Origin of the sequence: Haloferula sargassicola (genome assembly GCF_040362925.1) — a bacterium.
GTDB lineage: Bacteria > Verrucomicrobiota > Verrucomicrobiia > Verrucomicrobiales > Akkermansiaceae > Haloferula > Haloferula sargassicola.
The window spans coordinates 164,114-190,086 of sequence record NZ_BAABRI010000004.1 but is presented as its reverse complement, the minus strand read 5'-3'; the positions used below and the strand labels follow the sequence as shown (position 1 = coordinate 190,086).

Genomic DNA, 25,973 nt, shown 5'->3' with positions numbered 1-25,973 from the left:
CCTGATCTAACATGAATACCAAACACACCTGCCTCCTCGCGGCGACCGCCGCCCTGCTCGCCTCCTGCTCGAAGACTGAAACCACCGCCGAGGCTTCGCCCGCCTCCGACGCCACCGCGCCCAGCGCCGCGCTGACGGCGGTGATCGACGCGTCGCCCGAGGGTGAAGCCGGCCTCATCCACCTGGTCCGCCAGACCGCCCAGCCCGGCGACACGGTGACGGTCAGCGGTCGGGTCATGGGAAATGCCAGCCCCTTCGTCGACGGCCGCGCGGCCTTCATCCTCGGTGATCCCGAGGTGCTGACGCCCTGCAACGCGAACCCGGACGACGCCTGCGAAACGCCTTGGGACGCGTGCTGCGACAGCAAGGAGGACAAGAAGCGGGGCACCGCCACGATCCAGGTCGTCGATGCCGATGGGCGGGTGCTCAAGGAAGGCATCGAGGGCGTGGGCGGCATCGAGAAGCTCTCGACGCTGACCGTTTCCGGCACCGTGGCCGAGGGTTCGACCGCGGACCTGCTGGTCATCAACGCCAACGCCATCGACGTCGCGAAATGAAGCCGTCCGCCGTCCTGCTCGTGCTGCTGCTCGCCGGCTGCGCCACCCCCTTGCCCCAGAGGCCGGTGGCTCCGCCCGAGTGGGCCCACGCGCCGAGCGGTGCGAACCGGCTCTCCGGTGACTGGTGGAAGGAGTTCGGCGATCCCCAGCTCGACCGCCTGGTCCGCGAGGCCTGGCAGCGCAACCCCGATGTCGAGGTGGCGCTGCACCGCGTCCAGGCGGCACGGGCGGATCGCTTCGAGGCGATGGCGCGGCTGTTTCCGCAGGCCGGCCTCGCGGTCGGATTCCGGGAGGGCCGCGAGCAGGACCGGACGACGGGTTTCCGGCCGGTCGATCTGGATCCGTGGACGGCTGACGGCGGAATCTCGTGGGAGATCGACCTCAGCGGTCGGCTTGGCGCCCGCGTGGCTGCGGCCGAAGCGGGCGAGGCGGTGGCCTGGGCGAAGTGGCGTGGTGTGCGCCTGCTGGTGGCGACGGAGGTGTGCGCGGCTCGCTTCGAACAATCGCTGCTCGCCGGGGAAATCCAGCGCCAGCGCGAGCAGCTCCGTGATGAGGAAAAGGCGACCCGTTTTTCCAACGAGCTGCTCGAACGCGGGCTGATCTCAAGGGCCGAGCACGGCCAGCGGGTCGAGAGTGTTGAGTCGCTCCGGCGCGGAGTTTCCGAACTCGATCGTCTGCGGGAAAACGCGCGCCTGCGCCTGGCGCGGTTGCTCGCGGGCGCTTCGGTGCCGGAGCCGGCCGATGATTTCCGCGTGCCCGCAACCCCCTCCCGCGTCCCGGCCGCCGTGTGGCAATCGCGTCCCGACCTGATCGCCGGCGAGGCCGAAGTCCGCCAGGCGTTCGCCCTGCAGGATGCCGCGAAACTCGACCTGCTGCCCAGCCTGTCGCTGGCCGCGGGGGGCGACCTCGCCAGCAGTTCGCTGCGCGGCAACTACGACATGTGGAAGGCCTCGGTCGGGCCGCGCCTGGAGATCCCGATCTGGGATCCCGCGCGCATCGGGCAGGTCGCCCGCAGCCGCGCCGAGGCGGCCGGAGCCAGCGCCCGCTTCCGCTCGACGGCCGACATGGCTGTCGAAGAGATCGAGCGCGCCTATGTGAACCTCGCGCACTTCCGCGGCCAGCTCGCCTCGCTCGAGCGCGAGATGGCGGTGAAACGGGGCATCTGGCGCGATGCCGAGTCGAAGAGCGGGTCGGGCATCGACTCGGAGATCGCCACGATCGGCCCCGCGAGAAGCTATCGCGACACGGCCGCTCTCGTTTCGCGGATGAAGCTTCGGGTGCTCGATGCTCAGTTACAATTGATCCGGGCGCTCGGTGGTTAAGGCGGGCCGGAAACCATCATGATCGCAAGAAGTGAGGGCAAGCTAAGGCACGAGGCCGGGTGGGGTGCCGTAGCCCACCAACCGGGCTTTCGAGCCTGCTCTCGGCAACCGCAGGTCATAGACGCCGAAGCCGCAGCGGGCGACGCCGCGGTAGCTGCGGCCGTCGGTCGAGCCGATCATCACCGCGCGGCCGTCTTCCTTTTCCCGGCCGAGGTACATCTGGACATGAGTGATCTTGTTGGTGCGCCCGTCCTGCGGCTCGTAGGTGCCGGACCAGAAGATCAGGTCGCCGGGCCGGAGCTTGGAAAAGGCGGCGTGGTCGAGATTGCGGGCCTCGGCGGGCACCTCGACCAGCTTGCCGGCGGCCTTGATCCAGTCGAATTGACCGGCCGAGGTCCGTGGCGGGTCGATGCCGGCCTTTTTCAGCAGGTAAAACATCGATCCCGAGCAATCGAAACCGCCCTGAGAGGGGTCCGCGCTGCCGAAGATGTAGCGATCGAGCCCCAGCTCGCGCGCGGCGTTGAGGGCATCGGTGATCAGTTGCTTGCGCTGCGGGGAAAGGTCGGCCGGCAGCTCGAGGGCATCGATCGCGATCACGGCCGGCTTTTCCCGCGGCGCGGCGGCGGCCGGCAGGGCAAGGAAAAACAGGACGGCGAGGAGGCGGAGCATGGCTTCCGGGACTCTAACGCCAAACCTGGCTCAGGGCGAGCGCGCCTTATTCGGGAAGGATGAGGCTGGTGCAGGGCGGCGGGGCAAGCAGGCGGGCGGCGACTTCGCGGACCTGCTCGGCGGTGATCGATTGGTAGAGGGCGGTGAGCTCGCGGTGATGGGTGGCGGGCAGGCCGAAAAGCGTGTCCACGGCGGCATGGCGGGCGATCGAGCCGGGCGATTGCTGATCCAGCGCGGTGGCGGAGAGGACGGTGGCACGGACGCGCTCGAAGGCCTCGGCGGGAATGCCGTGATGGGCGAGCTTTTCGATTTCCCCAAGCAGCTCGCGGCGGGCGAGGTCGAGCTGTGAGGGATCGGTGGCCAGGTAGAAGGCGAAGAGGCCGGTATCGAAGCCGTGGAACTGGGTGGCACCCACGCGGTAGGCGAGGCCGAGGTCCTCGCGGATGCGCGTGAACAGAGGGCCGGCCATGTCGCTGCACCACTCCTGCAGGAAACGCAGCGCGTGGCGGTCGTCATCGAGCGCCGCACAGCCGCGGAAGCCGAGGGCCAGCACGGCTTGCTTCTTGTCGAGCCGGTGGACGCGCTCGGCCGGGTCGGGGATTTCCGAGGCGGCGGGCAGCCAGGCTTCGCCGCCGGGCAGGGTTTCAAAGGCGGCGGTGAGCAGGGCGCGGGCCTCGGCGGGGTCGAAGTCGCCCGCCAGCGCGAGGGCGAGATTCGGCCCCCGGACATGGAGCGAGTGGTGGGCGGCGAGCGTGAGGCGGTCGAGCCCGGCCAGCGATTCCTCACTGCCGAGCGAGTGCAGCCCGTAGCCGCTGCCGCCGAAGACCAGCGGCCGCAGCTCGCGGAAGGCCAGCGAAAGCGGGTCCTCCAGCATTTCGCGCAGCGAGGCGAGCTGCGAGGCGCGCTCGCGCTCGATGGCATCGGCCGGCAGGGCGGGCGAGCCGAGGATTTCCCCGAACAACGGCACCAGCGTGGCGAGGTCGCCGGACAGGCCGGAGAGCTGGGCGATGACCGAATTGTTGCCGGCGGAGGCCCCGAAGGACGCGCCGAGGGATTCGAGCAGGCCCGCCAGCTCGGCCCCGCTGTGACGCTGGGTGCCGTGGGGCAGCGAGGCGGCGAACAGGCGGTTGATGCCGGCCGTGGCGGGGGTTTCCGCCGGCGCGCCGCAGCGGATGGCGGCCTGCAGCGAGATCAGCGGCACGCGCGGATCGGGCAGCAGGGAAAGGGTGGCGCCGTTCGGCAGGGTGAAGGTCTCCACCTCGTGGACGGCCGGGGTGGCGGTCCGCACGGCGGCGGGCGCGGGGGCGTCCTCGGGATCGAGGAAAACGAGGATCTCCGGGGTTTCCAGGAGATGGCGGATGGCGCGGCGGACGTCGTCCGGCGTCACGCGGTCGAGCTCCTGGAGGTAGTGGCGGGTGAAGTCGAGGTCGCGGGCCTGATGCCAGTTCGAGGCCAGGTCGGTGGCCCGGCCGGAAACGGTGGCGAGCGTCTTGAACTGCGCGCTGGCGATCTGGCGGCGGGCCTTGTCGAGGTCCTTGCGGAGCTTGGTATCGGGGAAGTCGGCGAGCAGTCGGCGGATGCCGGCCAGCAGTTCGTCGCGCTTTTCCGGCAGCACCTCGGCGGAGACGGCGAAGAGGCCGTCGCCGCTGGCGGGCGACCACGACCAAGCGCTGATCTCGAGGGCCAGCGGCCGGTCTTCCCGCAGGGCGCGGTAGAGACGGGCGGAGCGGCCTTTTCCCAGCACGGCGGCGGCGAGGTCCAGCGCGGGCTGGTCCGGGTGGCCGGCGGGCGGGGTTTTCCACGCCAAGGTCAGGCGGGTGGCGGGGATGGCGAAGGTATCGCGGCCGACCCGCGGCGAGAGCTGGTCGGGCTCCGCCGGCGGGCTCGGCTCGCAGGCCATGCCGCGGGGCAGGCTGCCGAACAGGGTGTCGATCTTCTCCCGCACCAGGGCCGGGTCGAAATCGCCCGCCAGGCACAGGCAGCAGCGGTTCGGCGTGTAGCGGGTGGCGTGGTATCGACGGAGGTCGTCGTACTGGATGCGGTCGAACAGCTCGCGGTGGCCGATGACCGGCTGGCGGCGGGCATCGTGCGAGTAGGCCGTCTCGAAAAGCAGGCGGTGGCCGCGGTCGTCGGGGTCGTCGAGGCCCATGTCGATCTCGCGGCGGATGACGTCCTTTTCCTTCTCGAACTCGCTCTCGGGCAGGTGCGGGTGGAAGACCATGGCGGCGAGCACCTCGAGGAAGGCGTCCAGCCCGCTGGCGGGGCCATCGATGTAGTAAACGGTGCGCTCGAAGGTGGTGTAGGCATTCCAGTGGCCGCCGGCGCCCTGGACGGTGCCGGCCAGCTCGGCCGGGCCGAAGTTTCCGCCGCCCTTGAAAACCATGTGCTCGAGGAAGTGCGAGAGTCCGGTGCCGAGGAGCTGGTCTTCGTGGATGGAGCCCGTTTCGACCCAGACCTGGGCGGACACCACCGGGGCGGCGGGCGAGGGATCGAGGATCAGGGTGAGGCCGTTGGGCAGCGTTTCGATCTGGGCGGTCGGGGCGGGGAAATCCATGCCCGGCCAACAGGCCATCGGGTGCCGGACGGGGAAAGGGGAATTTTTTCCGCGAAGCGGGATGGCGCGGGAGGAGGACGGGTTTCTCACTTGGATTCCGCCGCGCTCCCGCCTAGTCCGTGGGTATGAATCAGAAGGCGGTGGTGGCGATCTGGATGAGCATCCTGGCCGTAATGGTGCTGGGAGCGGGCGCGGTGGGCTACAAGGTCTACAAGCGCATGCAGGCCAAGAAGATGATGCAGTGGGAAGGCAAGATGGCCCTAAATGCCCCGGAGCAGCTGACCGACGAGCAGCTGGTCGAGTGGGCCGCCGAGATGGACAAGCGCATGGACCGCGAGGGGGTAGTCAAGCCGGTGATCGAGGAGCTGAACCTGGTGGCCACCTGGCAGGTGCCGGACGAGGCCGCGGCAATGGACCGGCTCAAGTCCTCGACGAAGATCGTGGTCGAGGATGGCAAGCTGATCTTCAGCGTGCGGGATCGCGACAAGGACCTGATCCCGCAGCTCCAGAAATCGCTGGGCCAGTCCTACGACCGGGCGCTCAAGGCGGAACGGGAGGCCTCCCTGACGCCGACTGGCGCGCCATGAGCGACGAGCCCGATCCCTATGCACCGCCGGCGGATCTCGGAAACGACGACCCCTTCAGCCGGCGGGCCCTGCGGGAGTTGGTGCTGGCCTGGGAGCGGCTGCGGCTGCTCTACAATGTGATCCTGCTGATCCCGGGCATCGGCGTGCTGGTGCTCTACACCCTGAAGCAGGGCATGCCCTGGATCGTCGCCGGCGTGTCGGCCTTGTTGGTCGCGATCGGGGCCAACATCCTGTTTTTCCTGGCACCCCTCGCCGAGCTCTACCTGCGCGGGCTTTTCCGGAACGGCGAACCGATCGGCAGGGGACGCTGGCTGATCTTCGGAGCGGGTCTGGTGGTCTCCGCCGGCGTGTTCGCCGTGGCCCTGCTCGTGGGCATGCTGTGAGCATGGAAAAAAAGGGGATGGCCGTTGCCGACCATCTCCCGCCACGGAGCTAGAAAAACAGAGGATTCAGCGACGACGACGAACCAGGCCGAGAACGCCGAGTGCTCCGAAGAGCACGGCGGCCGAAGGCTCGGGCACGGCTTCCGCACTGACGGCGAGCACGGCCATCTTGCCGCCGCCGGTGTTGGTGATGGTCATCGACTCCAGCGTCTTCGCCTGGTCGGCGGCCGACAGCATGATGAGCGATTCGTTGATCGCGATGCTGTCGTTGGTCTGCTGGTAGAGGCGGGTGTAGGCCTCCTCGGAACGGTTCGAGGCCCGTCCGCCGACGATCACGGCGCGGTCGGCGTTGGTGTTGAACCAGTCGGTGCCGATGCCCGTGCCGGAGGCGATCACGTAGTCCGAGGTGGAGGAGTCGGAAAAGGTCAGCGTGACCAGGGCGGAAGTCGGGCCGCCGGCCGTCGAGCCGTAAAGCGCGAGGGAGGAGTAGCTGCCCGGCGTGACCAGGCTCAGCGTGCCCACCATGGTGGCGGCGGATCCGCCGACGGAGGTGAGGAGAAGCGCGTTGGAACCTGTGAAACTCTGAAACTCGAAGGTGCCGTTGCCCGTGAGGCTGGTGTTCACGCCCGCGGTGAAGCCTTGGAAGAGGACGTCGCTGCCGTCGGCGGCGGTGTAGGTGCCTTCCTCGACCCAGGTCCAGTTGTCGAAGTTGCCCAAGCCATTGTCCATGGTGGCGGTGACGCTGTCGTTGTAGGGCGTGGGGTCGTTGAGGACGATGTCCTGATCCCAACCGGTGACGGCGAGCGTGCTGACGGCTGCGTGGACCGAGGGGATGATCGCGGCGAGGGCGATCGGAAGCAGTTTGTTCATAAACGAGGGGTGTTGCATTTGGGTTGATCGCCGGAATGGCGTGCAACGCTCCCGCAGCACCCCGCGTGCCCCTCTGTTGTTGCAGAGATGTGCATGGAATGGTTTTCATTCATGCCCGCGGGCGAAATGGATGCGGGCAACTAAACGAAAGCGGGTCGGACCGACGAAGTTTCCGCTACCGTGGGCTCTGCAGGACGGTGCGGGGTCCTTGCAGAGTGGTGAGAGGTCGTCGCAGCCCTGCGACGAGCCATTGCAGACCTGTGAGAGGGCTTTGCAGGACGGTGCGGGGTCTTTGCAGAGTGGTGAGAGGTCGTCGCAGCCCTGCGACGAGCCATTGCAGACCTGTGAGAGGGCTTTGCAGGACTGCGAGGAGTCATTGCAGAGCCGTGAGAGGCTTTTGCAGGGCTGCGAGGAGCCATTGCAGAACCGTGAGAGGGCTTTGCAGGGCTGCGAGGAGCCATTGCAGAACTGGGACAAGGGGGGCGAATGCGGTGGGTGGCTGCCGCGGCGCGCGGCAGGCCGTGATGGCGGCGGCCCGCCGCCAGAGATCAGGGTGGCGGGCCGCCACCGCCACGGCCTGCGACGAGCCGTCGCAGCCACCGGAGCCGTCGCAGCCACCGATTTCCTCTCCTGGCACCGCGCGGAAAGGGAAACCCCTTCAGGTCACGACGCCGTCACCGCACCGCGATCATCGTCGAGGCCGGACTTTTCGAGGAAGTAGTCGTAGCCGCCGGTGTAGCGGGTGAGGATGCTCTTCGAGTCGTCCTCGGCGCGGGTGATGTGCAAGGTCGTTTCCGCGAGGTGGCGGATGAAGTGCACGTCGTGCGAGATGAAAACCAGCGTGCCTTCGTAGTCCTTGAGCGCGTTGACCAGCGAGTCGATCGAAAGGATGTCGAGGTGGGTCGTGGGCTCGTCCATCAGCAGCAGGTTCGGCGGATCGACGAGGAACTTGACCAAGTTGAGGCGGGATTTTTCGCCACCGCTCAGCACGCCGCAGCGCTTCTCCACATCGGCGCGGCGGAAAAGGAAGGAGCCGAGGATGGCGCGGGCGTCTTCCTCGCGCAGCGTCGGGCAGGAGCCGAGGACTTCCTCGAGCACGGTGTTGTCCTCGTTGAGCGTCTCCGAGCGGTGCTGCGAGTAGTAGCCGAGCTTGGTCAGGTAGCCGACCTCCTTCTCGCCGCCGCTGATTTCGAGCTGGCCGGCGAGGATTTTCAGGAGGGTCGACTTGCCGGCGCCGTTCGGGCCGACGAGGACGATCTTGTCGCCGCGCTCGACGGTGAGATCGAGGCCCTCGTAGATGACCTTTTCCTTGCCGTAGGCGAAGTCGGCCTGACGCAGCTCGACGACCTTCTGGTTCGAGCGGGCGGGCTGGGGGAAGGTGAATTTGAACGGCTTGCGCGGCGCGCGCGGCTTTTCGATCTTGTCGATTTTCTCGACCAGCTTGATCCGCGACTGGACCTGAGCCGCCTTGGAGCCGACCTGGCGGAAGCGGTCGATGAATTCCTGGTGGCCGGCGATTTCCTTCTGCTGCGCGCGGTAGGCGTGGACCTTCTGTTCGTAGCGCGCCTCGCGTTGCTCGAGGTAGCTGGAGTAGTTGCCGGTGTAGGAAATGAGCTCCTGCAGGTCGGGGTCGATCTCGACGACCGTTTCGACGATCGCATCCATGAAATCGCGGTCGTGCGAGATCATGAAAATGGCGCCGGGGTAGTTCTGGAGATAGCGCTGAAACCAGAGGAGCGAGAGCAGGTCGAGGTGGTTGGTCGGCTCGTCGAGCATCAGCAGGTCGGGCTCCATGACCAGCAGGCGGGCGAGGTAGGCGCGCATGACCCAGCCGCCGGAGAAGGTGCTGGCGGGCTGGTGGAAGTCGGCCTCCTTGTAGCCGAGGCCGGCGAGGATCTTCTTCGCCTTCGGTTCGAGCTGGTAGCCGTTGTGCAGGTTGAACTGGTCCTGGGCGTTGGCGTATTCCTTGGTGTCGAGGGTGCCCGCCTTTTCGTGCTCCCGCATGGTGCGGAGGTAGTCGACCATCTCGGGGTTCACGCCCATGGCGATTTCAAGGACGGTCTCATCGCCCGGGTCGCCGGCTTCCTGTTCGAGGCTGCCGGTGATGGCATACTCGTCGCGGTCCACGGTGCCGCTGTCGATGTCCTCGGCGCCGAGGATCATCTTGAAAAGCGTGGATTTCCCCGCGCCGTTCGGACCGACGAGGGCGACGCGTTCTCCCCAGTTGATCGTCACGTCGGCATCGCGGAAGAGCGTGCGGCCGCCGAGGGTCTTGGTGAGTTTGTGGATGGTGAGCACGGCACGGGGGTTACGTGGGGTCCGGCAAATGTTCAATAGCCAAGCGGGTTTTTCCGACGCTCGGGAGGCGGATGCTTGAAGAATTGCGCGGGATGGCGGACAAGGTCGGCGTGAATCGGAGAGACTGGTTGATGCTCGCGGGTGGTGGATTGCTCGGCGGCTGCGTGCCGTTCGGAGGCGGTGGGAACCTGCGGAAATGGGATCACGAGACGCTCGAACGGGCGGATGCGATCGCCCGCTCCCGCGGATGCCGGGGTTGGGGGGCATGGGAAAACGGGTCGCTGCGCAAGTCATGGCGGACCCATGAGAGCGGGCCGGTCATGAGCATCACCAAGACGCTGGCGATGCTGTCCTGCGTGAAGGCGGCGGACGAGGGCTGGCTGAGCGCCGACGAGAAGGTGGCCGACACGATCACCGAGTGGCGGGATGTGGAGGGCAAGCAGGACATCACCATCCAGATGCTGCTCCAGATGACGGCCGGGCTCGATGAAGGCGTGGCGGCGCTTTATCGCGGCCGGCCGAAGGACAAGGGCGCGACGGCGGTGGGGCTGCCACTGCGCGACCTGCCGGGCTCTCGTTTCCGCTATGGACCGGTGTGCTGGGAACTGCTCGGCGAAGTGCTGCGGCGGAAATGCGCGGCCCGCGGGACGACCACCGAGCGGCACATCTATGGCTCGGTGATGCGACCCATCGGCCTGACGGGTGGCGCGGAGTGGAAGTCGGACCTGACGGACCACTTTTACCTTTCCACCGGTGCCGAGATGACGGTGACCGGACTGGGGAGATTGGGGCGGACCCTGGTGGATCTGCTTTCCGGAAAAAATTCGGCCGGCCTGAGCGCGGGGCGTTTCAAGGAAATGACCCGGACCTCGCGGGCGAACCCGATGTTCGGCGGCGGGCTGTGGCGGAACCGGGCGGCATCGCGGGCGGTGGAGATCGAGGACGTGCTCGACCCCCCGCGGGATCCGACCTTCTGGGCGGGCGCCTGCCTCTCGGGTAGCCAGCCGTCGTCGATGGTCGCGCTGATCGGGTCTTCCGGCCAGCGGGTGTTCATTTGGCCGGAGGCCGGCCGGGTGGTCGCACGGCTCGGCTACTCGGGCAGCTGGCAGGACCGGCCGTTTCTGGCGGTGGTGTAGGAGCGCCGATGATGAAATCGGCATCGAGTGGTCCCTTGATGCCGACGACTCCGTTGGATCACGATGACTGGCTGAGAGGGGGGTGCCCCATTTCTGGTGGAGGATCTTCGATCACGGCTTCCGTGCCGATTTTTATCACATTCGGCGCTCCTTGAACTCCATTCAGGAGCACACCGGGCACTCGTTGATCTTTTTGAAGAAGTCGTTGCCCTTGTCGTCGACCAGAATGAAGGCCGGGAAGTTTTCCACGGTGATCTTCCATACCGCTTCCATGCCGAGCTCGGGGAAGGCGACGACCTCTTGCGACTTGATGTGCTCCTTCGCAAGCAGCGCGGCGGGTCCACCGGCCGAGCCGAGGTAGAAGCCGCCGTGGGCCTTGCAGGCGTCGGTGACCTGTTGGGAGCGGTTACCCTTGGCGAGCATCACCATCGAGCCGCCGTGGCTTTGGAACAGATCGACGTAAGGGTCCATGCGGCCGGCGGTGGTCGGGCCGAACGAACCGGACGGCATGCCGGCGGGGGTCTTGGCCGGGCCGGCGTAATACACGGGATACTTCTTGAAGTAATCCGGCAGGTCGCCCTCCGCTTCGAGCATCTCCTTGAGTTTCGCGTGGGCGATGTCGCGCGCGACGATGATCGTGCCGCTGAGCGCGAGCGGGGTGGTGACCGGATACCTGGTCAGCGTTTTGAGGGTTTCCTCCATGCCCTGGTCGAGGTCGATTTCGACGCCCTTGAACTTCCAATCGCGGTATTTCTCCGGGATGAAGCGGCCGGGGTTCTTCTCAAGTTTTTCGAGGAAGATCCCGTCCTTCGTGATCTTCGCCTTGGCCTGGCGGTCGGCCGAGCAGGAAACGCCGAGTCCGACCGGACAGGAGGCGCCGTGGCGCGGCAGCCGGATCACCCGCACGTCGAGCGCGAAGTATTTCCCGCCGAACTGAGCGCCGATGCCGGCCGAGCGGGCCATTTCGAGGAGTTCCTTTTCCATCTCCAGATCGCGGAAGGCACGGCCGTGCTCGTTGCCGGAGGTGGGCAGCTCGTCGTAGTACTTGGTCGAGGCCAGCTTGACGGTCTTGAGGCAGGTCTCGGCCGAGGTGCCGCCGATCACAAAGGCGATGTGGTAAGGCGGGCAGGCGGCGGTGCCGAGCGACTTCATTTTCTCGAGGCAGAACTCGTGCAGCCGCTTCGGGTTCAGGAGGGCCTTGGTTTCCTGATAGAGATAGGTCTTGTTGGCCGAGCCGCCGCCCTTGGTGACGAAGAGGAACTTGTAGGCTTCGCCCTGGGTCGCGTAGAGGTCGATCTGCGCGGGCAGGTTGGTGCGGGTGTTCACCTCCTCATACATTGAAAGGGGAGCGGTCTGCGAGTAGCGCAGGTTTTCCTTGGTGTAGGTCTCGTAGATGCCCTTGGAGAGGTGCTCGGCGTCGTCGCAGCCGGTCCACACCTGCTGGCCTTTTTTGCCGACGATCGTCGCGGTTCCGGTGTCCTGGCAGAAGGGGAGGATCCCGTGGACGGCGATCTCCGCGTTCTTGAGCATCATCAGCGCGACCATGCGGTCGTTTTCCGTGGCGTCGGGATCGTCGAGGATGGCGGCGACCTGTGCGAGGTGGGCCGGGCGCAGGGTGAAATTGATCGCCTTGATCGCCTCGCGGGCGAGCAGGGTGAGGCCTTCGGGCTCGACCTTGAGGACGGGCTTGCCGTCGAACTCGGTGACCGAGACATGCTCGCTGGAGATGAGCTCGTAGTCGGTCGGGTCGTCGCCCAGGGGAAAGGGATCCTGATAGACGAAGGGCTTGTCTGACATGCGGCCGAGCATAGGAGGCGGCCGGCCTTCGTCCAGCGGATCAGAGGAAATGCCATGTGCTTGTCGGAATGCGGGCAATGGCCCCGAAAAAAGCGCCGCCTCCCGGAGGAAGCGGCGCTTTCAGATCATCCGGAAGCCGGGATCAGCGGCGACGGCGGGCCATCAGGCCGAAGCCAAGCAAGCCGAGCAAGGCGGCCGAAGGCTCCGGCACGGCTTCCACCCACAGACGGTCTTGTTCGCCCGGCGCGTCGGCATAGTAATAGTTGAAGTTGCCTTGATCGACCCAGGTTCCATTGCCGACGTTGGTCAGCCAATCGCTGGCATAACCCACGGCGGTGGTGGCATCGCCCGGATAGGAACCGGCAACGGAGATGTTGGACCCTTCGATGACCTGCCAGATGCCGATCTGCATGGCGGCGGCGTAAATGGCCTTGGTCCCGTCATCGGGAGCAGCATCGTAGAGGGGAATCGCGTTGGAAAGGAAAGCGGACAGATTGCTCTGCTCCGACGTGCCGAGGGTGCCGAAGCCCGGGGTCACGGTGTAAGCCGGCGGCGGATTGTTGATGCCGACGAAGAGTTCCGAACAAAAATCGTAAACGACCGAGGTCGATCCATCGCCGTGAACCCAAGTGGTCATGTAGAGGCCGGCAGGGTCGATGGAATATTCAGTCCCGGTTCCGCCGCCACGAAAATCGTTGAAGGTGACGGCATACTGGCCGGTCGTACCAGGGTCCGCGGAAACCACACGGCTGTCCGTGCGATAATACGAGTTGTTCGGCACCGGGCCGGTTCCGTCGTAGTAGGTAACCGTCTGGCCATTGGCCGCGGCCACCAGGCCAAGCATGACGGCGGCAAGAGGGAATAATTGATGACTCATGGGGTGGGGTGATGGGGTGGGGAGTCAGGTGGTCCGGGAGGGGGAACACCGGGTGTTAGGAGCTGACTATCAGACCCGACAACCGATGACAAGGCGGAAATGGGTCGTGTGGCCCGAAAAGATCCACCCAATGTTGGGCTTTATTTAATTTCAGGTTTCCTGACTTTCTTGCAAATAGGTTGCAATAAATCGTTGTCAGTCTCACGCGATGACGTGTAGTAATGGTTCAGCATTGGCTGCGGCGATCCATCGGCGCGGCGGATGCGACCTCACCTCACCCCCTCCCCCCATGATCCGTTCACTGATGGCCCTCTTCGGGCTGGTCGGCGCGCTTTGCGCTCAGACCATGACCTTGCAGTTCACCGGCGACCTGAACAACGGGCCGTCGCCCGCCTACATTCCCGGCTTGAGCCAATCGGCCGATGTGCCGCTTTTCGATCCGGCTCTTGGCCAGCTGGTCGGAGTGAAGCTGCTGCTCTCCTCGTCCGTCCAGACACGGATGGAGTTCGAAAACGACAACGGCAGCCCGGTGGATTTCACCGCCAGCTTGTCCGGAACTTCCGCCGCCACCTTCGGCACGCTTTCGACCAATCTGATGTTCCAGCGCAACCTCAGCCTGACGGCCGGGGCAAGCGACGATGTCGGCGGGGTCTGCGACTGGTCGGGAATCGACTACATCGATACCGGCTTGGTCGCTGCCAACAGTTCGGCCTCCACCGAAATTCCCGGTGACGGCGGCACCGATCTCGCACCCTACATCGGACCTGGCACCCTGCCGGTTTACCTGACGGGCAGCCACGACGTGTCGATGGATTCCCACGGCGACGTGAAGTTCCGCACCAGCCAGTCGGGCGAGGCCTCCACCTACACGGTCATTTATACCTACGTTCCCGTGCCCGAGCCAAGCGGCGTGGTGCTTCTCGGCCTTTCCGGTGTCCTCCTCTTGGCGCGCCGCCGCCGGTGACTTGGTGGACGGATGGCTCCGAGAGGGTATCCAAGAGCGGGTGGGCGGAAGAAGCGGGTGGGCGGAAGAACCTTCTTCCGCCCTTTTTTGCCTCGGCTAGAGACGACCTTCGTCGGCCTCGATAAAGTCCATGAAAGTGAGGATGTCCTCCCGCTCGGCGAAACCGGCCTCCCGCTTCCGAATGGAAAGCCGTTCCGAGAGGTCGTCACGGAAGCCCCGGGTGGTCATGTAGGCCCGCCACCACGCCACCTCGTGCTCCGGACGGGTGGATCCATGTTCGCGCGCCCAGGCCAGGGCGGCCTCGTTGCTTGCTCCATCCCTCACCACGGCCGCGAGATCGTCGTAGCCCACCCCCAGAAACTGGCAGGTCCACAGGTCCATGCCGGAGCCGAGGTTGGCGAGGTAGTCGCGATGAAGCTCCCCGGCCTGGTGCAGGCGGACCTTGTCACAGAGTCGGGGAAAATAAAGCATGCCCGCGGTTTCAAGAAGGGGGCTGCAGGGGATCGAGTCGGCCATGGCCCCACCATCGGGCGGCCCGAGGTCCGAGCACAACCCGATTCCGGCTGAAAAACGCCCGAATCTCGAGGGCTGCTTCTTGGCAGACGATGGCCGCTCGGCTAGGATCCGTGCCATGCGACTCCCCGGCGCGCTGATCTCCCTCGGCATCCTTGCACTCCTGGCCGGCCCGGGTTTCGGCGACCCCGATCCGGCTGTCCGGGTGCCCGGTCCGCCGTCGGCTCGCACCGTGTCGCCGCCCGGCTCGCCCCGGCTTCCCATGGCGACTGTCTTCAAGGGCGAGGCCAAGTTCCGTGACCTGGTGGCCAAGGCCGCGAGCGGGAACTGGCGGAAACTTCCCCTCGGCGTCCGCACCATGATGGTGGCCCGCGAAATGGTCGGCACGCCCTATGTCAACTACACGCTGGAGGTGGACGACCGCATCGAGAGCCCGGTGGTGAACCTCACCGGGATGGACTGCTGGACCTATTACGAGAACGCCTTGGCCTTCGCCCGCATGCTCCACTCCAAGCCCGGCCCCTATCGGCCGGAGGACATGCTGCACATGGTCGAGCTGGAACGTTACCGCGACGGGCGCTGCACCGGCAGCTACCTGAGCCGGATGCACCATCTCGAGGAAGTCTTCTTCGACAACGAGCGGCGCGGCTATGGCGAGAACATCACCAAGCGCATCCCCGGAGCTCAACGAATGTCCCGCGAGATCCGTGAAATGACCGTGGCCTGGAAGAGTTACCGCTACCTTCGCCACAATCCCGGCTTGGTTCCCGAAATGGGAAAAATCGAGTGCCGCGTTTCCAAGCTCCCGGTTTATCAGGTGCCGAAAGACCGGGTCCGGGAGGCGGAAAAGTATCTCGCCAACGGAGACGTCTGCGCCATCACCTCGAATTGGAAATACGGCTATACCTCCCACGTGGGGCTCATCATGCGGATCAAGGGCCGGGCCTACTTCTGCCACGCGACCTCCGATCGCGACAAGGGACGCATGACGATCATCGACCGGCCGATCACCGACTATTTGAACGGCAACTCCAAACATGCCGGGATCGTGATCTACCGGCCGGCCGACCTGCCGCCCTCGAAGCCTTGGCAAACGACCGATCGGCGGTAATTCGCGCTTGCCCGACAGCTCGGGAACGTGTTTTGTTCTTCCGAACACTGTTCCAAAAGCCATGCCCGAAGCCCTTACCCGCCGCCAGGAGGAAATCCTCAGCTATCTCAAGGAATACCAGCGGATGTGCGGCCTGATGCCGTCGACCCGCGAAATCCAGCACTTCTTTGGTTTCGCCAGCCAGACGGCTGCCATGAGCCACCTGCGCGCCCTCGAAAGAAAAGGCGCCATCCAGCGGCTGCCCAACAAGGCTCGGGCCGTCGTTTTCCCGGAAGATCTCGATCGCGCCCAGATCGTCGATATCCCGGTCTACGGGCGGATCGCGGCGGGAATGGCCCAGGATGCACCGCCGGAAAACGAAGGCTGTGTCTCGATCGACATCGCCTCCCTCGGCATCCGTCCGACCGCCCGCACCTTCGCCCTGAAAGTGCGGGGAGAGTCCATGATCGATGCCCACATCTGTGATGGCGACACGGTCATCCTTGAGTTCCGAGAGCCGCGGAAGGGCGACATCGTGGCTGCCCTGATTGATGGCGAAACCACCCTCAAACGCTACGTCGTGCACGATCGCAAACCCTACCTCAAGGCCGAGAACCCCGACTACCCCAACCTCATTCCCGTGCGCGAGCTGGTGATCCAAGGGGTCGTCATCGGCTTGCTGCGCACCGCGGCCTGACGGGAAAAAGGCTCCCCCCGGGGAGCCGGATTTCACCGCCGGAAGGGGCGGGCAGGTTCCGGCGGCAGGTTCAGGATTCCAGCGGGCTCGGTACCGTCGCCCAGCCTGGAGCGGGCTTGAGGGGCCAACCGGGCTCGGCCGGGGTCCAGACCTTCTTGCCAGGCCGTTTTTCCAGCCAGGCCGCCCACCAACTGAACGAACTGTTGGCCACGATGGCGTGGCGGCAGGCACTCATCAGGCGGAAGTCGCGCAATTCATCGCAGCCGGGATCGTCGTGAAACCGCGCCGGATGGCGGCCGAAGTCGAGATGCTCTCGCGCCCAGGCGAGGTCGTCGCCGAAGACTTCGAAGCGGGGAGCATCCACCCCGTGGGTCGCCAGCGATATCGCGGCGGCGTAGTAGTTCGCCGTCAGCTTGGGCGAGTAACGGATCCGCCGCACGTGGACCAACACCGATTCGGTGGAACGAATCTCCCGTTCCAACGCCCGGTCGAGCGGGGCTTCCAACTCGGGGGGGGACAATTCGCGACGAATCTCCGCGGCGAAGTCCTCGAAACAGGCGGGATCCTGCCAGTAGCCGTTCAAATAGACGACGGAGCGCGAACTCCGGAAGTCGAGCAGGTCGGCCGCCACGACGGTTTTTTTCTCGGCGAAATAGCGGCGGCGGGAGGGCTTCCGGAACCGGTCGATCGATCGCAGCCACCGATGCCGCAGGGTTTTGGGGTTTCCAAGGCGGAGCGAGGCAGGGGCCGGCTCCGCCTGGATCGGAAAGCGGTCGAGACGGAATGTCCGACCGTAGCCATCGAGCTGGAAGCCGGACTCGTCGTCGAGAAACAACACCCTCCCGGCGCGCAAGGCGAACGCCCGGGCACCGGCGTAGGCGAAAAGCTGGTTTCCGAGGCCCCCCTTGATGATGGCCACCACCGATGAAGTTGCGCCGCGACCGGTCATTGAAACTTTTCCAGGCTTTTGCTCAGGAACCTCATGTTCTCGGGATGGGCCTCAGCCCAGTTCGCCAGTTGGCGCTTGAGCCGCTCGACCTGCGCCTGAACCTCGCCGGGGCGCAGCTCCATTCCGTATCCCGCTCGTTCATCGAGCATGGCCGACAGCATTTTCTCGCCGATCTCGGGGGTGAAATGAAACAGGTCGATCCAGTGCTCCATCTGCCCCTCTTCGGGCAGTCGATCGGAGTTCAGCGGATGGCCGTCCTGAAAGTCCCAGAATTCGACTTCCGGGCCACCCTCCTCGGCAAGCCGCGCCAGGGCCATGCGGTCCCTTTCGAACCATGGATCACTGCCGCCCAGAGAGGGAAAAGCGAGTTGGAACAAGGCATGATTCGGCGGCATCACCAAAAGAAGCCGTGAGCCTTTCGACCGGCACTGGCGGATGATGTCGCGGACTTCATTCAGTTTTCCCTCGTCCAGGCCATCAAGGGCGGTTCGGTTGCGGGCGATGCGCAGGATGGTCGATAGGTAAAGGCCGGCGATCTGTTTGCGGGGATGCTCCAAACGCTCCGCCTCCGTTCGGAATCCCCGAGGGCTGTAGAGGGCGGGTTCTTTTTCCGCGGCCCGGCGGAGGACCTCGATGGATGAGGAAATGGAGGACACGCCGCAGTGATCCCGGAACCACGACTCGATGCCCTGCGAGCCTGGTTTCAAAGGAGAGTTGGTGAAATCGGCGAGCCCTTCTTCCCGGCGCTGGTCCGCCATGGTCAGATCGCCGGCATCGATGAAAAAGATCACCAGCTTCGGCTTCTCCTGCCGGGCCATGAAGTAGTCGAACGCGGCCTTGTTTTCGTGGAGCAGCCCCGCATTCAGCCCGAGGTTCACGGCGTTTCGCGAGGCGAGATGCGGGCCATTCGGATCGATCCCGATGTCGACCCGCGAGGAGCCGAACACCGCCGTATCCCACTGGCGGCTTGCGGCGAGGCCGGCCTTGCAGGTGCGGGAGAAGTTTTTCTCGATATCGCGATAGGGATCGAGCGCCTTGGAAGACCAGGGAACGTTCACCACACGCCAGGGATTGACCCAGGTGGTCAGGAAAAATCCACCGACCACGACCAAGGCCAGCAGGGCCTGGAAAAAGCGGCGGAATCGGAGGAGGCGGGCCATCGTCGGAGGATCAGAACTGGTAGTAAATGAACTCGCTCACCTTGTCGAACTGGAGGCCGATGATCACGATCATGATCACGATGACGGCGGAGTGGACAAGGCTCGGCCGCCACTGCCACCAGGATCGCGGTCCGCGGAAAGCGGGACTTCCAAGGGCGGGGCGGAAGCGGACCATGAGTTGCTGGGTGTTCGGCAGGAACCAGCAGGCAAGGAGCACGGGAATCAACTTGATCGGCGCATTGCTGGGGGCCACGCGCAGCGCCTTGTCGGGCCACCTGCCGAAGCCCTCCGCACCGAACATTGAAGCCAGCAAGCGGCTCGCGGCGCTGAAGTCCGAGGCGCGGAAGAAAACCCATGCCACGAGGGTGGCCGCGAAAGTGAGGCCGATCGCGACCGGCCCCGGCAAGGCACGGAGCCCCCGCGCCTTGCGGAAATGGAACCAGCCGTGGTTGAGGCAAAGCAGAAGCCCGTGGATGCCGCCCCAGGCTACGAAGGTCCAGTTCGCCCCGTGCCAGAGGCCGCCGAGCAACATGGTCAGCATGAGGTTTCCATAGCGCCTCGCCGGTCCGAGGCGGTTGCCGCCGAGGGGGATGTAGAGGTAGTCGCGCAGGAAACGGGAAAGGGTCATGTGCCAGCGCCGCCAGAAGTCGATGATCGAGGCGGCCTGGTACGGCGAGTCGAAGTTGAGCGGCAGACGGATGCCGAAAAAGCGCGCCGAGCCGATCGCCATGTCCGAGTAGCCGGAGAAATCGAAGTAGATCTGCAGGGCGTAGGCGATGGCTCCCGTCCACGCCTCGGCCATGGTCAGGGACCGGTCGCCGTGCTCGGCGACGCCGAAGAGGGCGCTGGCGATCGGAGCTAGGTTGTCCGCGATGACCACCTTTTTGAACAAGCCCACCACTAGGAAAACGAGGCCCACGGGAAAGTCCCGGTTCCAGCGGGAGAGGGGCCGCTGCCGCGTGAACTGCGGCATCATTTCCCCGTGATGGACGATCGGCCCGGCGATCAGCTGGGGGAAGAAGGTGACGAAAAGAAGATAGTCGATGAAGTGATACTCGCGGGTCTCGTTGCGGTAGGCATCCACGAGGTAGGCGATCTGCTGAAAGGTGAAAAATGAGATCCCGAGGGGCAGGACGATCGACGGGATGTGCTCGGGCCAGCCCCCGATCCCGCGCAGGGTGGCGGCGAACAGGCCGGTGTATTTGTAATAACCGAGCAATGCCAGGTTGGCGGCGACCCCGGCGGCGAGCATGCGTTTCCCGCGGGGGGCGTGATGCCGGCCGAGGTAGCGGCCGAAGTAGTAGTTCGCGAGGCAGGACGCGGTGATCAGTGGAAGGTAGGCGGGATTCCAGTAACCATAGTAGATCAGGCTCATCACCACCAGCCAGCCGAAGGCGGCCCGCCGCGGCAGCCTCCACGGCCCGATCATCAGGTGGAACGCCACCGCCGCCACCGGCAGGAACAGCAGCAGGTAGGTGTAGCTGTTGAAAAGCATGGCGGTCGATCGGCGACTTTGCCTCAGGACGGATCAGTCAGGCAGCCCGCCGACGGAATTTCCACGCCCGTGTCGTATTTGTCGATCTGCTCCACCATCCACTCCCACATGTCGCGGTGGTTCCTTTTGAAATCGAGGTAGCCCTGCCGCATCGAGTCGATCCGCTGCTCGAGGTTGTCGCGGTTCAGTCGGATGCCGTAGTCCTTTCCGATCTCCGGAACCTCCCACCCCATAATTCGGGAAAGCTGGATGTTCCCCAGTTCCTTGCGGGCGTGGGTGCCATCGAGCCACCAGTGCATGCGGACATTATGGGGCGGGATGGGTTCGGCGTTCAGTGGATGGAAATCATTGAAATCCCAGATCACCGCCTCGGGCGAGCCGGGGTGGGAGGCGTGCGAGGCTTCGGCCGCCTTCACGAGAGCCTCCCGGTCGGCCCGGAAACAGGGGTCGGGATCTCCGGTTTCGTGGAACACCCCGATGTAGGTGGCGTGGTTCGGCGGGATGACCAGCACCAGCCTCGTGCCGTGCTCGGCACAGTCGTCGAGAATCTGGCGCAGCAGCGAGGATTTCCACTCCGTGGCTCCGTCGTAGCGGGCGTGCCGTTGGGCCGTGGTGCGAAGGGCGTGCGGGATGGCATCCCGGTAGATGATGGTGCGCACGTCGGCCTGATCCTGGTGGCGGAGGCGGTGTCCGAGGGGCGTGTATTCGGGCAACCGGCCGGTCACCTCGTTGCGCATCGCCTTGTAGGAAGCTTCGAACGTGGACCAGCCGAAAATGTAGCGCAGCTCCCGCTCGGCGGAGTCCCCCTTGGGATTGAGGGGGGATTCCATGAAGCCGGTGGACCGCCACTTGGTGGCATCGGTGGTGAGGTCACCGAGGTCGATTCCGACGATGGCGAGGTCGAGGGACCGATGCTTCAGGGTGTATCGGACCGTGGCCGCGGTTTCCGGCAGGGTGCTCGCGCTCATGGCGAGGTTGACGACCCGCAAGTCCCCCCACTCGGGCAGGGCCGGGTTGTAGGCGATGTCGACCCGCGAGGAGCCGAAGAAGGCCACATCCCAGTCCTTCGCGCGCACGAGTCCGGCCTTGCCGGTCCGCTGCTGGCGGTAAATCGGACGGTACTCGGCGAAACCGTTATTGGTCCACGGAGTCGGGGTCACCCACAGCGGGTTGACCCAGGTATTGAAAAATCCGAAGGCCGTCACGATCAGCGCCAGGGTGATCAGCACGCTGCGATTGAAGCGTCGGAAGGTTTTCGGTGGGGAAACGTTCACGTCGGCTCAGAATTGGAAGTAGATGAACTCGCTGAGCTTGTCGAACTGGTAGATCACCCCGAGCAGAAGCAGGAGCACGAAGATCGACCACTTCGGCGTCGGGCGCCAGGTGATGCGCGATCCAAGGATCGGCCGCTTGGAGAAGCTCCGCAGGCCGAGCGCGGGTTGATAGCGGCGCATCCACTGCTGGGTATTGGGCAACAGCCAGACGAGGAGAACGCAGGCGATGGCCCGGTAGGCGTGGCTTGCCTTGACCACGTAGCTGCTGCGGTCCGGCCAGGCGGAGATGCCGTGGAATCCGAACATCGATTCAAGCACCGAGCGGATGGCATCGAGCGCGGCGGTGGTCGATCCGTGAGGGCCCAACTCGAAGCTTCCCGCCCGGAATGGGACCCAGGCCACCAGCACTGCCAGGAAGGTCAGCGCGCCGCCGAGGACGGCGGGCATTTTCGGCCAGCCGCGCGATTTTCTGAGCGCGACCCAGCCATGGTTCACGCACAGGTAGAATCCGTGGAGGGCACCCCAGAGAACATAGGTCCAGCCGGCGCCATGCCACAGGCCGCCGAGGAGCATGGTCAGGAAAAGATTGAAGTAGCGCCGGGAAACGCCGAGCCGATTGCCGCCGAGCGGGATGTAGAGGTAATCGCGCAGGAAGCGGGAGAGCGTGATGTGCCAGCGGCGCCAGAACTCGATCAGCGAGGTCGCCTTGTAGGGCGAGTGGAAGTTCACCGGCAGGCGGATCCCGAACAGGCGTGCCGAGCCGATGGCCATGTCCGAGTAGCCCGAGAAGTCGAAGTAGATCTGCAGCGCGTAGGCAATGGTCGCGGCCCAGGCCTCGCCCATGGTGAGGTGGCGCTCGCCAAGCGATGCCTGCTCGAAAAGCCGGGTGGCGATGGGCGCGAAGTTGTCCGCCAGCACGACTTTCTTGAACAGGCCGATGGCGAGGATGGTCAGGCCCACGGACAGGTCGATCGACCGGCGACCGGAGGAGCGGGTCCGTTCGAGCTGGGGCATGACCTCCTTGTGGTGGACGATCGGGCCGGCGATGAGCTGGGGGAAGAAGGTGACGAAAAGGAAGTAGTCCGTGATGCGGTATTCCTTCGTTTCCCCCCGGTAGGCATCCACCAGGTAGGCGATCTGCTGGAAGGTGAAAAAGGAAATGCCGAGGGGCAGCAGCACGTCGGGAATCGTCAATCCGGCACCGGTGAGGGCGACGATGGTCTTGGTGAACAGCCCGGCATACTTGAAATAGCCGAGCAACCCGAGGTTGGCCGTGACCCCGAGGGCGAGCATCCGTTTCCCGCGGGGGCCATGGTGTTGGGCGAGGTAGCGGCCGAAAAAGAAATTCGCCAGGCACGAGCCGACGATCAGGCCGAGGAAGGCGGGGTTCCAAGGCTCGGCGGGATTCGGGTTCCACCAGCCGTAGTAGATGAGTGAGGCAAGAACCAGCCAACCCATCGCCGCGCGCAGACCGGTCCTGCGGAAAAGCAGGAAGCCCGCGTAGGTCAGCGGGAGGAAAATCAGCAGGTAGATGTACGAATTGAAGAGCATCCCGGGCGCGGACGGCGTTGTCGAAGGAGGTCGGAACTTTGTCGAGGGCGAATGGATGGAGTCCGGGCGCGGCTCAGAACACCCCGGCCTCGTGAAGGGCACTCAGCGCCAGGGGCATGAGGCGCTGCGAGAGGTGGACGCCGTCGTGGAAGAACGACAGGTCGGCCTTGGCCTCCCGGGGGTGATAGAGGCCGGCGATCGCGATCATCGGGAAACCGCGGGTAGAGCATTCCCGGTCCAGCGCATCGATGAAGGCGTAGGTGATGTCCCGCCGCAGTTCCCAGGGGCCGACGAAGGGGAAGGTCGGGCTGCTGAGCTTCTCGTCCTTCGGGATGATCTGCGGCGGCCCCCAGATCACCGGCTCGAAGCCCTGCGAGGCGATCCAGGCCGGAAGCTCGACGAACTTGGTGGCCGTCGCGGCCACGGCCTCATGGAGGTCCTTTCCTGCCTGGATGGCGCGGGCCATGTGGATGCGGCAGTCGATCTCCCCGAAGGAAATGAGGACCTTGGAGCCCTTAGCGACGTCCTTTTTCAGGAGGATCTCCAGCTTCTCACGCGAGCGGGTGGAGGAACCATGGTCGCCGGCTTTCCAAGCCGTCGCGGGGCCCACGTGGAACACGCGGAAGCAGGGGAGCAAGTCGAGCCCGCGGTTGATCCAGTTCGGCTTCCACAACCCGCTGCGCCGGTAGCGGATGAAGCGCAGGTGCTCGGCGCCGGCGAAGAACATCGTGTTGCTGTCGCCGATGCAGGTCAGCTTCTCGGTCGGAGGCCGGCTGGTGTGGCGGGCCAGCAGGGCGTGGCGCCGATCCTCAAGCTGGCCGGTCGGGGTGGCGCGGGGCCGCCGCGTGCGGAAGGCATCCAGATCGTTGGCCAGGCCCTCGATCTCAGCGCGCAACTCGTCGGACAGGGGCGGAAGGTCGGTCATGCGGTCAGGCTCCAGCCGGGGGCGAGCCAGCCATCGGGCGTGGCGTGGGAAACGAGCACCAGGTCGGTGTGGACGCGGTTCGGGTCGCCATGGAGCTTCGGCACGTCGGCGAAACAGGTCACCTCGGCCAGCTTCTTGTGTTTCGCGGAGACGACGCGGTAGGTTCGGAAATGCTGCTGCAGCCAGTTCAGGTAGTCATCCGGATCCTCACCCGCCCAACGGATGTACTGGCCGTCGAATTCGATGAAGCCCACGGCCCGGGCCGCCTTGCTGAAGGTCCCGACGAAGCCCTTCAGAGCACGGCTTTCGTAGCCTTCGATGTCCATCTTGAACAGCAGCGTGGCCCCGTCCGCCTGCTCGGGCGGAACGACGGAATCGACCGGCCGCGCGGGCAGCCTGAACTCAAGCGCCTCGGGGCGGTCGTTCAACTCCTTCACCGCGGAGGAGCTGCCGCTCCAGTCGGGGTTGACGAGGAACGGGACGCCGTCGGCCGGCGCGTCCGAAACCAGGCAGTGGGTGATCGTCATCCGTTCGCCCGCCGGATGACCGTCGCGGCTTTTTTCCAAGTGTGGAATCAGCCGCGGATTGGCTTCGAAGCCGAACATCCGGGTGTCCTCGGGATAGTCGGCGCCGAACAGGCATTCGCCGTAGTTGAGCCCGACATCGACGATCAGGGTCGGCTTCAGGTGGGCGATGAAGTCGCGCCAGAAGGCCAGGTTGTCGGAGACTTTTCCACGCAGCGGCTCCTCCACGACCTTCTTGATCGCGCAGGGATCGCCGGCGTCGATGTAGATCCAGTGGGGGCTGCCGTGCAGCCGTGCCCGCGTCGGCTTGAGGGTGCCGTAGCGCAGCAGGGTCAGGGGCTTCAGGTAGGCGCTCTTGAAGGCCTTCTCGAACCGTTTGTAGGGGCTCGGCTTCATCCGGCTCAGTGGGGCGGCGTGATACGGATGCAGTCAGTATCGACCTCCACCTTCCAATCGGGGCGGTGGCTGGAAACGAAGGCCCGCACCTCGTCCATGCCGGGATAAACCTGGTCACTCTGGCCTTGGAAACAGCGGGCGTCATCGATGAGGATCACGCAGCGGAAATCCGGGCGGGCGAAGATGTGGCCCAGCTCCTCCATGACCGGCGTATCCTTGTCGCCGCGGGCCGTATTGCCGGCCGAATAATGGCCGTCCAGCCAGAACAGGGTCGGGCCCTCGAGCTTCGGCACCAGCTGTTCCATCACCCGGCCACTGTCACCGTGCAGGATCTCGACGTTGCCGTCTCCCTTGAAGCGCTCCACCGCGGCGGCGTGGAAATGGTCCGCTAGCTCGATCGAGTAGACCTTCTTGAAGTCGTGCTTCATGGCCTCGACCATGTCGCCCTTGAAGGTCCCCGTTTCGACCATCACCTCCAGGCCGAAGCGCTGGCGGTAATCGTGGATGTTGCGCTGCTTCACCGCGTGCGGTGGCGGGGCCGGCCGGCCGGCGGCCTCCCACTTGGCGAGGGCGCGGCGTTCTTTCCAACGGGCGATGATGCTCATGGCGTCTGGGGCGTGGGGTTACGATGGTCCTCGTAGATGAATCCGTGCATGTCGATCTCCTTGCGATAAACCCGGTCGATAATTTCCAAGTGGCGGGGCTCCAATACTTCGCTGTAGTGGCGGCGGTCGGTGCGGTAATCGCCCTTGGCGCGCACGCCGAGCGAGCCCTCATAGGGGATGCCAAAGCGATCGCAGAGGCGCCCGATCCCGGCGGCCAGCTCGTGGTAGGGGATAACCTCGTCGACCATCAGCCCGCCGCGCTCATCACAGTATAGGCTGGTGTTCACGCAGAACTCGCCGCGCTCGAAGTACTCGTCGAGCGTCATCGTCCCGCCGCGGACGGAGCGCTGCATGTGATAGTGGGAAAGCGTCTTGTCCCACGGGTTCCGCTCGATGGTGAACTTGTGGTAGCCGTTCCAGACCTCGGGGGGCACCCGCTGCTTGACGATCCGCGCCGGAATGTGCTCGTGGAACTTCCGCCGCTTCACCATGTCGGCGACGGTCCTTTTCGGCGTGAGGAAACGGCGCTCGGCGAACACCCGGCGGTCGATCGGGTAGTTGAAGCTCAGGATTTCCTTCAGCGGAAAAAACCAGCCCTGCCAGTTCCTCGGCTGGTGACCCTCCACGGGGGGCCGGGTCGGGGTGAAGACGTCGTCCGGGCCGCAACGCGGCGAAAAGAAGGCCTCCACGCTCGTTCCCGCCGTCTTGGCGGTCTTGATGAAGATGAACTTGTGCTGGTGGGAAATGACCATCCGAGGCCCCGTGGATAGGCATCCGGGC

General features: G+C 65.2%; 24 protein-coding genes. 8 read left to right on the top strand and 16 right to left on the bottom strand.

Annotation, left to right across the window (positions count from 1 at the left end):
* Positions 1-11: 11 nt before the first annotated feature.
* Both ABXH26_RS04780 and ABXH26_RS04775 read left to right on the top strand, forming a co-directional pair.
* Positions 12-557, top strand: a complete 546-nt coding sequence (locus ABXH26_RS04780; protein ID WP_353565903.1) for a hypothetical protein — start codon at positions 12-14, stop codon at positions 555-557.
* The gene (locus ABXH26_RS04775; protein ID WP_353565902.1) at positions 554-1,879 is read left to right on the top strand and encodes a TolC family protein; all 1,326 of its coding nucleotides are present in this window, start codon (positions 554-556) and stop codon (positions 1,877-1,879) included. The genes ABXH26_RS04780 and ABXH26_RS04775 overlap by 4 nt, the downstream gene beginning before the upstream one ends.
* Before the next feature lie 42 nt (positions 1,880-1,921).
* Here ABXH26_RS04775 and ABXH26_RS04770 read toward each other — a convergent pair whose 3' ends face one another.
* Both ABXH26_RS04770 and ABXH26_RS04765 read right to left on the bottom strand, forming a co-directional pair.
* Positions 1,922-2,548 (bottom strand): C40 family peptidase, encoded by a 627-nt coding sequence (locus ABXH26_RS04770; RefSeq protein WP_353565901.1) that lies wholly within the window; start codon positions 2,546-2,548, stop codon positions 1,922-1,924.
* A 46-nt stretch (positions 2,549-2,594) separates the two neighbouring features.
* Entirely contained in the window at positions 2,595-5,102 is a 2,508-nt protein-coding gene (locus ABXH26_RS04765; protein WP_353565900.1) for a M16 family metallopeptidase, read from the bottom strand.
* A 125-nt stretch (positions 5,103-5,227) separates the two neighbouring features.
* On the opposite strand from ABXH26_RS04765, the gene ABXH26_RS04760 reads away from it, so the two are divergent.
* Both ABXH26_RS04760 and ABXH26_RS04755 read left to right on the top strand, forming a co-directional pair.
* Entirely contained in the window at positions 5,228-5,689 is a 462-nt protein-coding gene (locus ABXH26_RS04760) for a hypothetical protein (protein WP_353565899.1), read from the top strand.
* The gene (locus tag ABXH26_RS04755; protein ID WP_353565898.1) at positions 5,686-6,072 is read left to right on the top strand and encodes a hypothetical protein; all 387 of its coding nucleotides are present in this window, start codon (positions 5,686-5,688) and stop codon (positions 6,070-6,072) included. The genes ABXH26_RS04760 and ABXH26_RS04755 overlap by 4 nt, the downstream gene beginning before the upstream one ends.
* A 66-nt stretch (positions 6,073-6,138) precedes the next feature.
* On the opposite strand, the gene ABXH26_RS04750 is transcribed toward ABXH26_RS04755, so the two are convergent.
* Positions 6,139-6,942: a PEP-CTERM sorting domain-containing protein gene (locus ABXH26_RS04750; RefSeq protein WP_353565897.1), complete on the bottom strand. Its 804-nt coding sequence runs from the start codon at positions 6,940-6,942 to the stop codon at positions 6,139-6,141.
* 663 nt (positions 6,943-7,605) lie between these two features.
* Complete coding sequence (gene abc-f / locus ABXH26_RS04745) at positions 7,606-9,240, bottom strand: ribosomal protection-like ABC-F family protein (protein WP_353565896.1); 1,635 nt, start codon at positions 9,238-9,240, stop codon at positions 7,606-7,608.
* A gap of 71 nt (positions 9,241-9,311) precedes the next feature.
* On the opposite strand from abc-f, the gene ABXH26_RS04740 reads away from it, so the two are divergent.
* Entirely contained in the window at positions 9,312-10,376 is a 1,065-nt protein-coding gene (locus ABXH26_RS04740) for a serine hydrolase domain-containing protein (protein WP_353565895.1), read from the top strand.
* Between the two features lie 162 nt (positions 10,377-10,538).
* Here the strand turns inward: ABXH26_RS04740 and ABXH26_RS04735 are convergent, their stop codons facing one another.
* Positions 10,539-12,173, bottom strand: a complete 1,635-nt coding sequence (locus ABXH26_RS04735) for a fumarate hydratase (RefSeq protein WP_353565894.1) — start codon at positions 12,171-12,173, stop codon at positions 10,539-10,541.
* Positions 12,174-12,315: 142 nt separating this feature from the next.
* On the bottom strand, positions 12,316-13,050 hold the full coding sequence (locus ABXH26_RS04730; RefSeq protein WP_353565893.1) for a PEP-CTERM sorting domain-containing protein: 735 nt from the start codon (positions 13,048-13,050) through the stop codon (positions 12,316-12,318).
* Positions 13,051-13,339: 289 nt separating this feature from the next.
* On the opposite strand from ABXH26_RS04730, the gene ABXH26_RS04725 reads away from it, so the two are divergent.
* Positions 13,340-14,014, top strand: coding sequence for a choice-of-anchor E domain-containing protein (locus ABXH26_RS04725; RefSeq protein ID WP_353565892.1), 675 nt, complete (start codon positions 13,340-13,342; stop codon positions 14,012-14,014).
* Positions 14,015-14,110: 96 nt separating this feature from the next.
* On the opposite strand, the gene ABXH26_RS04720 is transcribed toward ABXH26_RS04725, so the two are convergent.
* Positions 14,111-14,530, bottom strand: a complete 420-nt coding sequence (locus ABXH26_RS04720) for a DUF5069 domain-containing protein (RefSeq protein ID WP_353565891.1) — start codon at positions 14,528-14,530, stop codon at positions 14,111-14,113.
* A gap of 115 nt (positions 14,531-14,645) precedes the next feature.
* On the opposite strand from ABXH26_RS04720, the gene ABXH26_RS04715 reads away from it, so the two are divergent.
* Both ABXH26_RS04715 and lexA read left to right on the top strand, forming a co-directional pair.
* Positions 14,646-15,638, top strand: coding sequence for an N-acetylmuramoyl-L-alanine amidase-like domain-containing protein (locus ABXH26_RS04715; RefSeq protein WP_353565890.1), 993 nt, complete (start codon positions 14,646-14,648; stop codon positions 15,636-15,638).
* 61 nt (positions 15,639-15,699) lie between these two features.
* The gene (gene lexA / locus ABXH26_RS04710; RefSeq protein ID WP_353565889.1) at positions 15,700-16,314 is read left to right on the top strand and encodes a transcriptional repressor LexA; all 615 of its coding nucleotides are present in this window, start codon (positions 15,700-15,702) and stop codon (positions 16,312-16,314) included.
* A gap of 70 nt (positions 16,315-16,384) precedes the next feature.
* Here the strand turns inward: lexA and ABXH26_RS04705 are convergent, their stop codons facing one another.
* The 9 genes from ABXH26_RS04705 to ABXH26_RS04665 form a co-directional block, all read right to left on the bottom strand.
* Positions 16,385-17,233, bottom strand: a complete 849-nt coding sequence (locus ABXH26_RS04705) for an alpha-1,2-fucosyltransferase (RefSeq protein WP_353565888.1) — start codon at positions 17,231-17,233, stop codon at positions 16,385-16,387.
* 26 nt (positions 17,234-17,259) lie between these two features.
* Positions 17,260-18,423: a hypothetical protein gene (locus ABXH26_RS04700; protein ID WP_353565887.1), complete on the bottom strand. Its 1,164-nt coding sequence runs from the start codon at positions 18,421-18,423 to the stop codon at positions 17,260-17,262.
* 10 nt (positions 18,424-18,433) lie between these two features.
* The gene (locus ABXH26_RS04695; protein WP_353565886.1) at positions 18,434-19,918 is read right to left on the bottom strand and encodes an MBOAT family O-acyltransferase; all 1,485 of its coding nucleotides are present in this window, start codon (positions 19,916-19,918) and stop codon (positions 18,434-18,436) included.
* Positions 19,919-19,941: 23 nt separating this feature from the next.
* Entirely contained in the window at positions 19,942-21,192 is a 1,251-nt protein-coding gene (locus ABXH26_RS04690) for a hypothetical protein (RefSeq protein WP_353565885.1), read from the bottom strand.
* 6 nt (positions 21,193-21,198) lie between these two features.
* Positions 21,199-22,743: an MBOAT family O-acyltransferase gene (locus ABXH26_RS04685; RefSeq protein ID WP_353565884.1), complete on the bottom strand. Its 1,545-nt coding sequence runs from the start codon at positions 22,741-22,743 to the stop codon at positions 21,199-21,201.
* Positions 22,744-22,816: 73 nt separating this feature from the next.
* Positions 22,817-23,668: a hypothetical protein gene (locus tag ABXH26_RS04680; protein WP_353565883.1), complete on the bottom strand. Its 852-nt coding sequence runs from the start codon at positions 23,666-23,668 to the stop codon at positions 22,817-22,819.
* Positions 23,665-24,588 carry an FkbM family methyltransferase gene (locus ABXH26_RS04675; RefSeq protein WP_353565882.1) on the bottom strand — a complete coding sequence of 308 codons (924 nt, stop codon included), beginning with the start codon at positions 24,586-24,588 and terminating at the stop codon, positions 23,665-23,667. Before ABXH26_RS04675 ends, ABXH26_RS04680 begins: the two co-directional genes overlap by 4 nt.
* 5 nt (positions 24,589-24,593) lie before the next feature.
* Positions 24,594-25,193 carry a class I SAM-dependent methyltransferase gene (locus tag ABXH26_RS04670; protein ID WP_353565881.1) on the bottom strand — a complete coding sequence of 200 codons (600 nt, stop codon included), beginning with the start codon at positions 25,191-25,193 and terminating at the stop codon, positions 24,594-24,596.
* Positions 25,190-25,945: a hypothetical protein gene (locus tag ABXH26_RS04665; protein WP_353565880.1), complete on the bottom strand. Its 756-nt coding sequence runs from the start codon at positions 25,943-25,945 to the stop codon at positions 25,190-25,192. The genes ABXH26_RS04670 and ABXH26_RS04665 overlap by 4 nt, the downstream gene beginning before the upstream one ends.
* Positions 25,946-25,973: the final 28 nt, after the last annotated feature.

Excerpts from the sequence above, each read along its gene's own strand:
- ABXH26_RS04780 (WP_353565903.1), top strand. The coding sequence starts at position 12 with ATGAATACCAAACACACCTGCCTCCTCGCGGCGACCGCCGCCCTGCTC.
- ABXH26_RS04775 (WP_353565902.1), top strand. The coding sequence starts at position 554 with ATGAAGCCGTCCGCCGTCCTGCTCGTGCTGCTGCTCGCCGGCTGCGCC.
- ABXH26_RS04770 (WP_353565901.1), bottom strand. The coding sequence starts at position 2,548 with ATGCTCCGCCTCCTCGCCGTCCTGTTTTTCCTTGCCCTGCCGGCCGCC.
- ABXH26_RS04765 (WP_353565900.1), bottom strand. The coding sequence starts at position 5,102 with ATGGATTTCCCCGCCCCGACCGCCCAGATCGAAACGCTGCCCAACGGC.
- ABXH26_RS04760 (WP_353565899.1), top strand. The coding sequence starts at position 5,228 with ATGAATCAGAAGGCGGTGGTGGCGATCTGGATGAGCATCCTGGCCGTA.
- ABXH26_RS04755 (WP_353565898.1), top strand. The coding sequence starts at position 5,686 with ATGAGCGACGAGCCCGATCCCTATGCACCGCCGGCGGATCTCGGAAAC.
- ABXH26_RS04750 (WP_353565897.1), bottom strand. The coding sequence starts at position 6,942 with ATGAACAAACTGCTTCCGATCGCCCTCGCCGCGATCATCCCCTCGGTC.
- ABXH26_RS04740 (WP_353565895.1), top strand. The coding sequence starts at position 9,312 with ATGCTTGAAGAATTGCGCGGGATGGCGGACAAGGTCGGCGTGAATCGG.
- ABXH26_RS04735 (WP_353565894.1), bottom strand. The coding sequence starts at position 12,173 with ATGTCAGACAAGCCCTTCGTCTATCAGGATCCCTTTCCCCTGGGCGAC.
- ABXH26_RS04730 (WP_353565893.1), bottom strand. The coding sequence starts at position 13,050 with ATGAGTCATCAATTATTCCCTCTTGCCGCCGTCATGCTTGGCCTGGTG.
- ABXH26_RS04725 (WP_353565892.1), top strand. The coding sequence starts at position 13,340 with ATGATCCGTTCACTGATGGCCCTCTTCGGGCTGGTCGGCGCGCTTTGC.
- ABXH26_RS04720 (WP_353565891.1), bottom strand. The coding sequence starts at position 14,530 with ATGGCCGACTCGATCCCCTGCAGCCCCCTTCTTGAAACCGCGGGCATG.
- ABXH26_RS04715 (WP_353565890.1), top strand. The coding sequence starts at position 14,646 with ATGCGACTCCCCGGCGCGCTGATCTCCCTCGGCATCCTTGCACTCCTG.
- lexA (WP_353565889.1), top strand. The coding sequence starts at position 15,700 with ATGCCCGAAGCCCTTACCCGCCGCCAGGAGGAAATCCTCAGCTATCTC.
- ABXH26_RS04700 (WP_353565887.1), bottom strand. The coding sequence starts at position 18,423 with ATGGCCCGCCTCCTCCGATTCCGCCGCTTTTTCCAGGCCCTGCTGGCC.
- ABXH26_RS04695 (WP_353565886.1), bottom strand. The coding sequence starts at position 19,918 with ATGCTTTTCAACAGCTACACCTACCTGCTGCTGTTCCTGCCGGTGGCG.
- ABXH26_RS04685 (WP_353565884.1), bottom strand. The coding sequence starts at position 22,743 with ATGCTCTTCAATTCGTACATCTACCTGCTGATTTTCCTCCCGCTGACC.
- ABXH26_RS04680 (WP_353565883.1), bottom strand. The coding sequence starts at position 23,668 with ATGACCGACCTTCCGCCCCTGTCCGACGAGTTGCGCGCTGAGATCGAG.
- ABXH26_RS04675 (WP_353565882.1), bottom strand. The coding sequence starts at position 24,588 with ATGAAGCCGAGCCCCTACAAACGGTTCGAGAAGGCCTTCAAGAGCGCC.
- ABXH26_RS04670 (WP_353565881.1), bottom strand. The coding sequence starts at position 25,193 with ATGAGCATCATCGCCCGTTGGAAAGAACGCCGCGCCCTCGCCAAGTGG.
- ABXH26_RS04665 (WP_353565880.1), bottom strand. The coding sequence starts at position 25,945 with ATGGTCATTTCCCACCAGCACAAGTTCATCTTCATCAAGACCGCCAAG.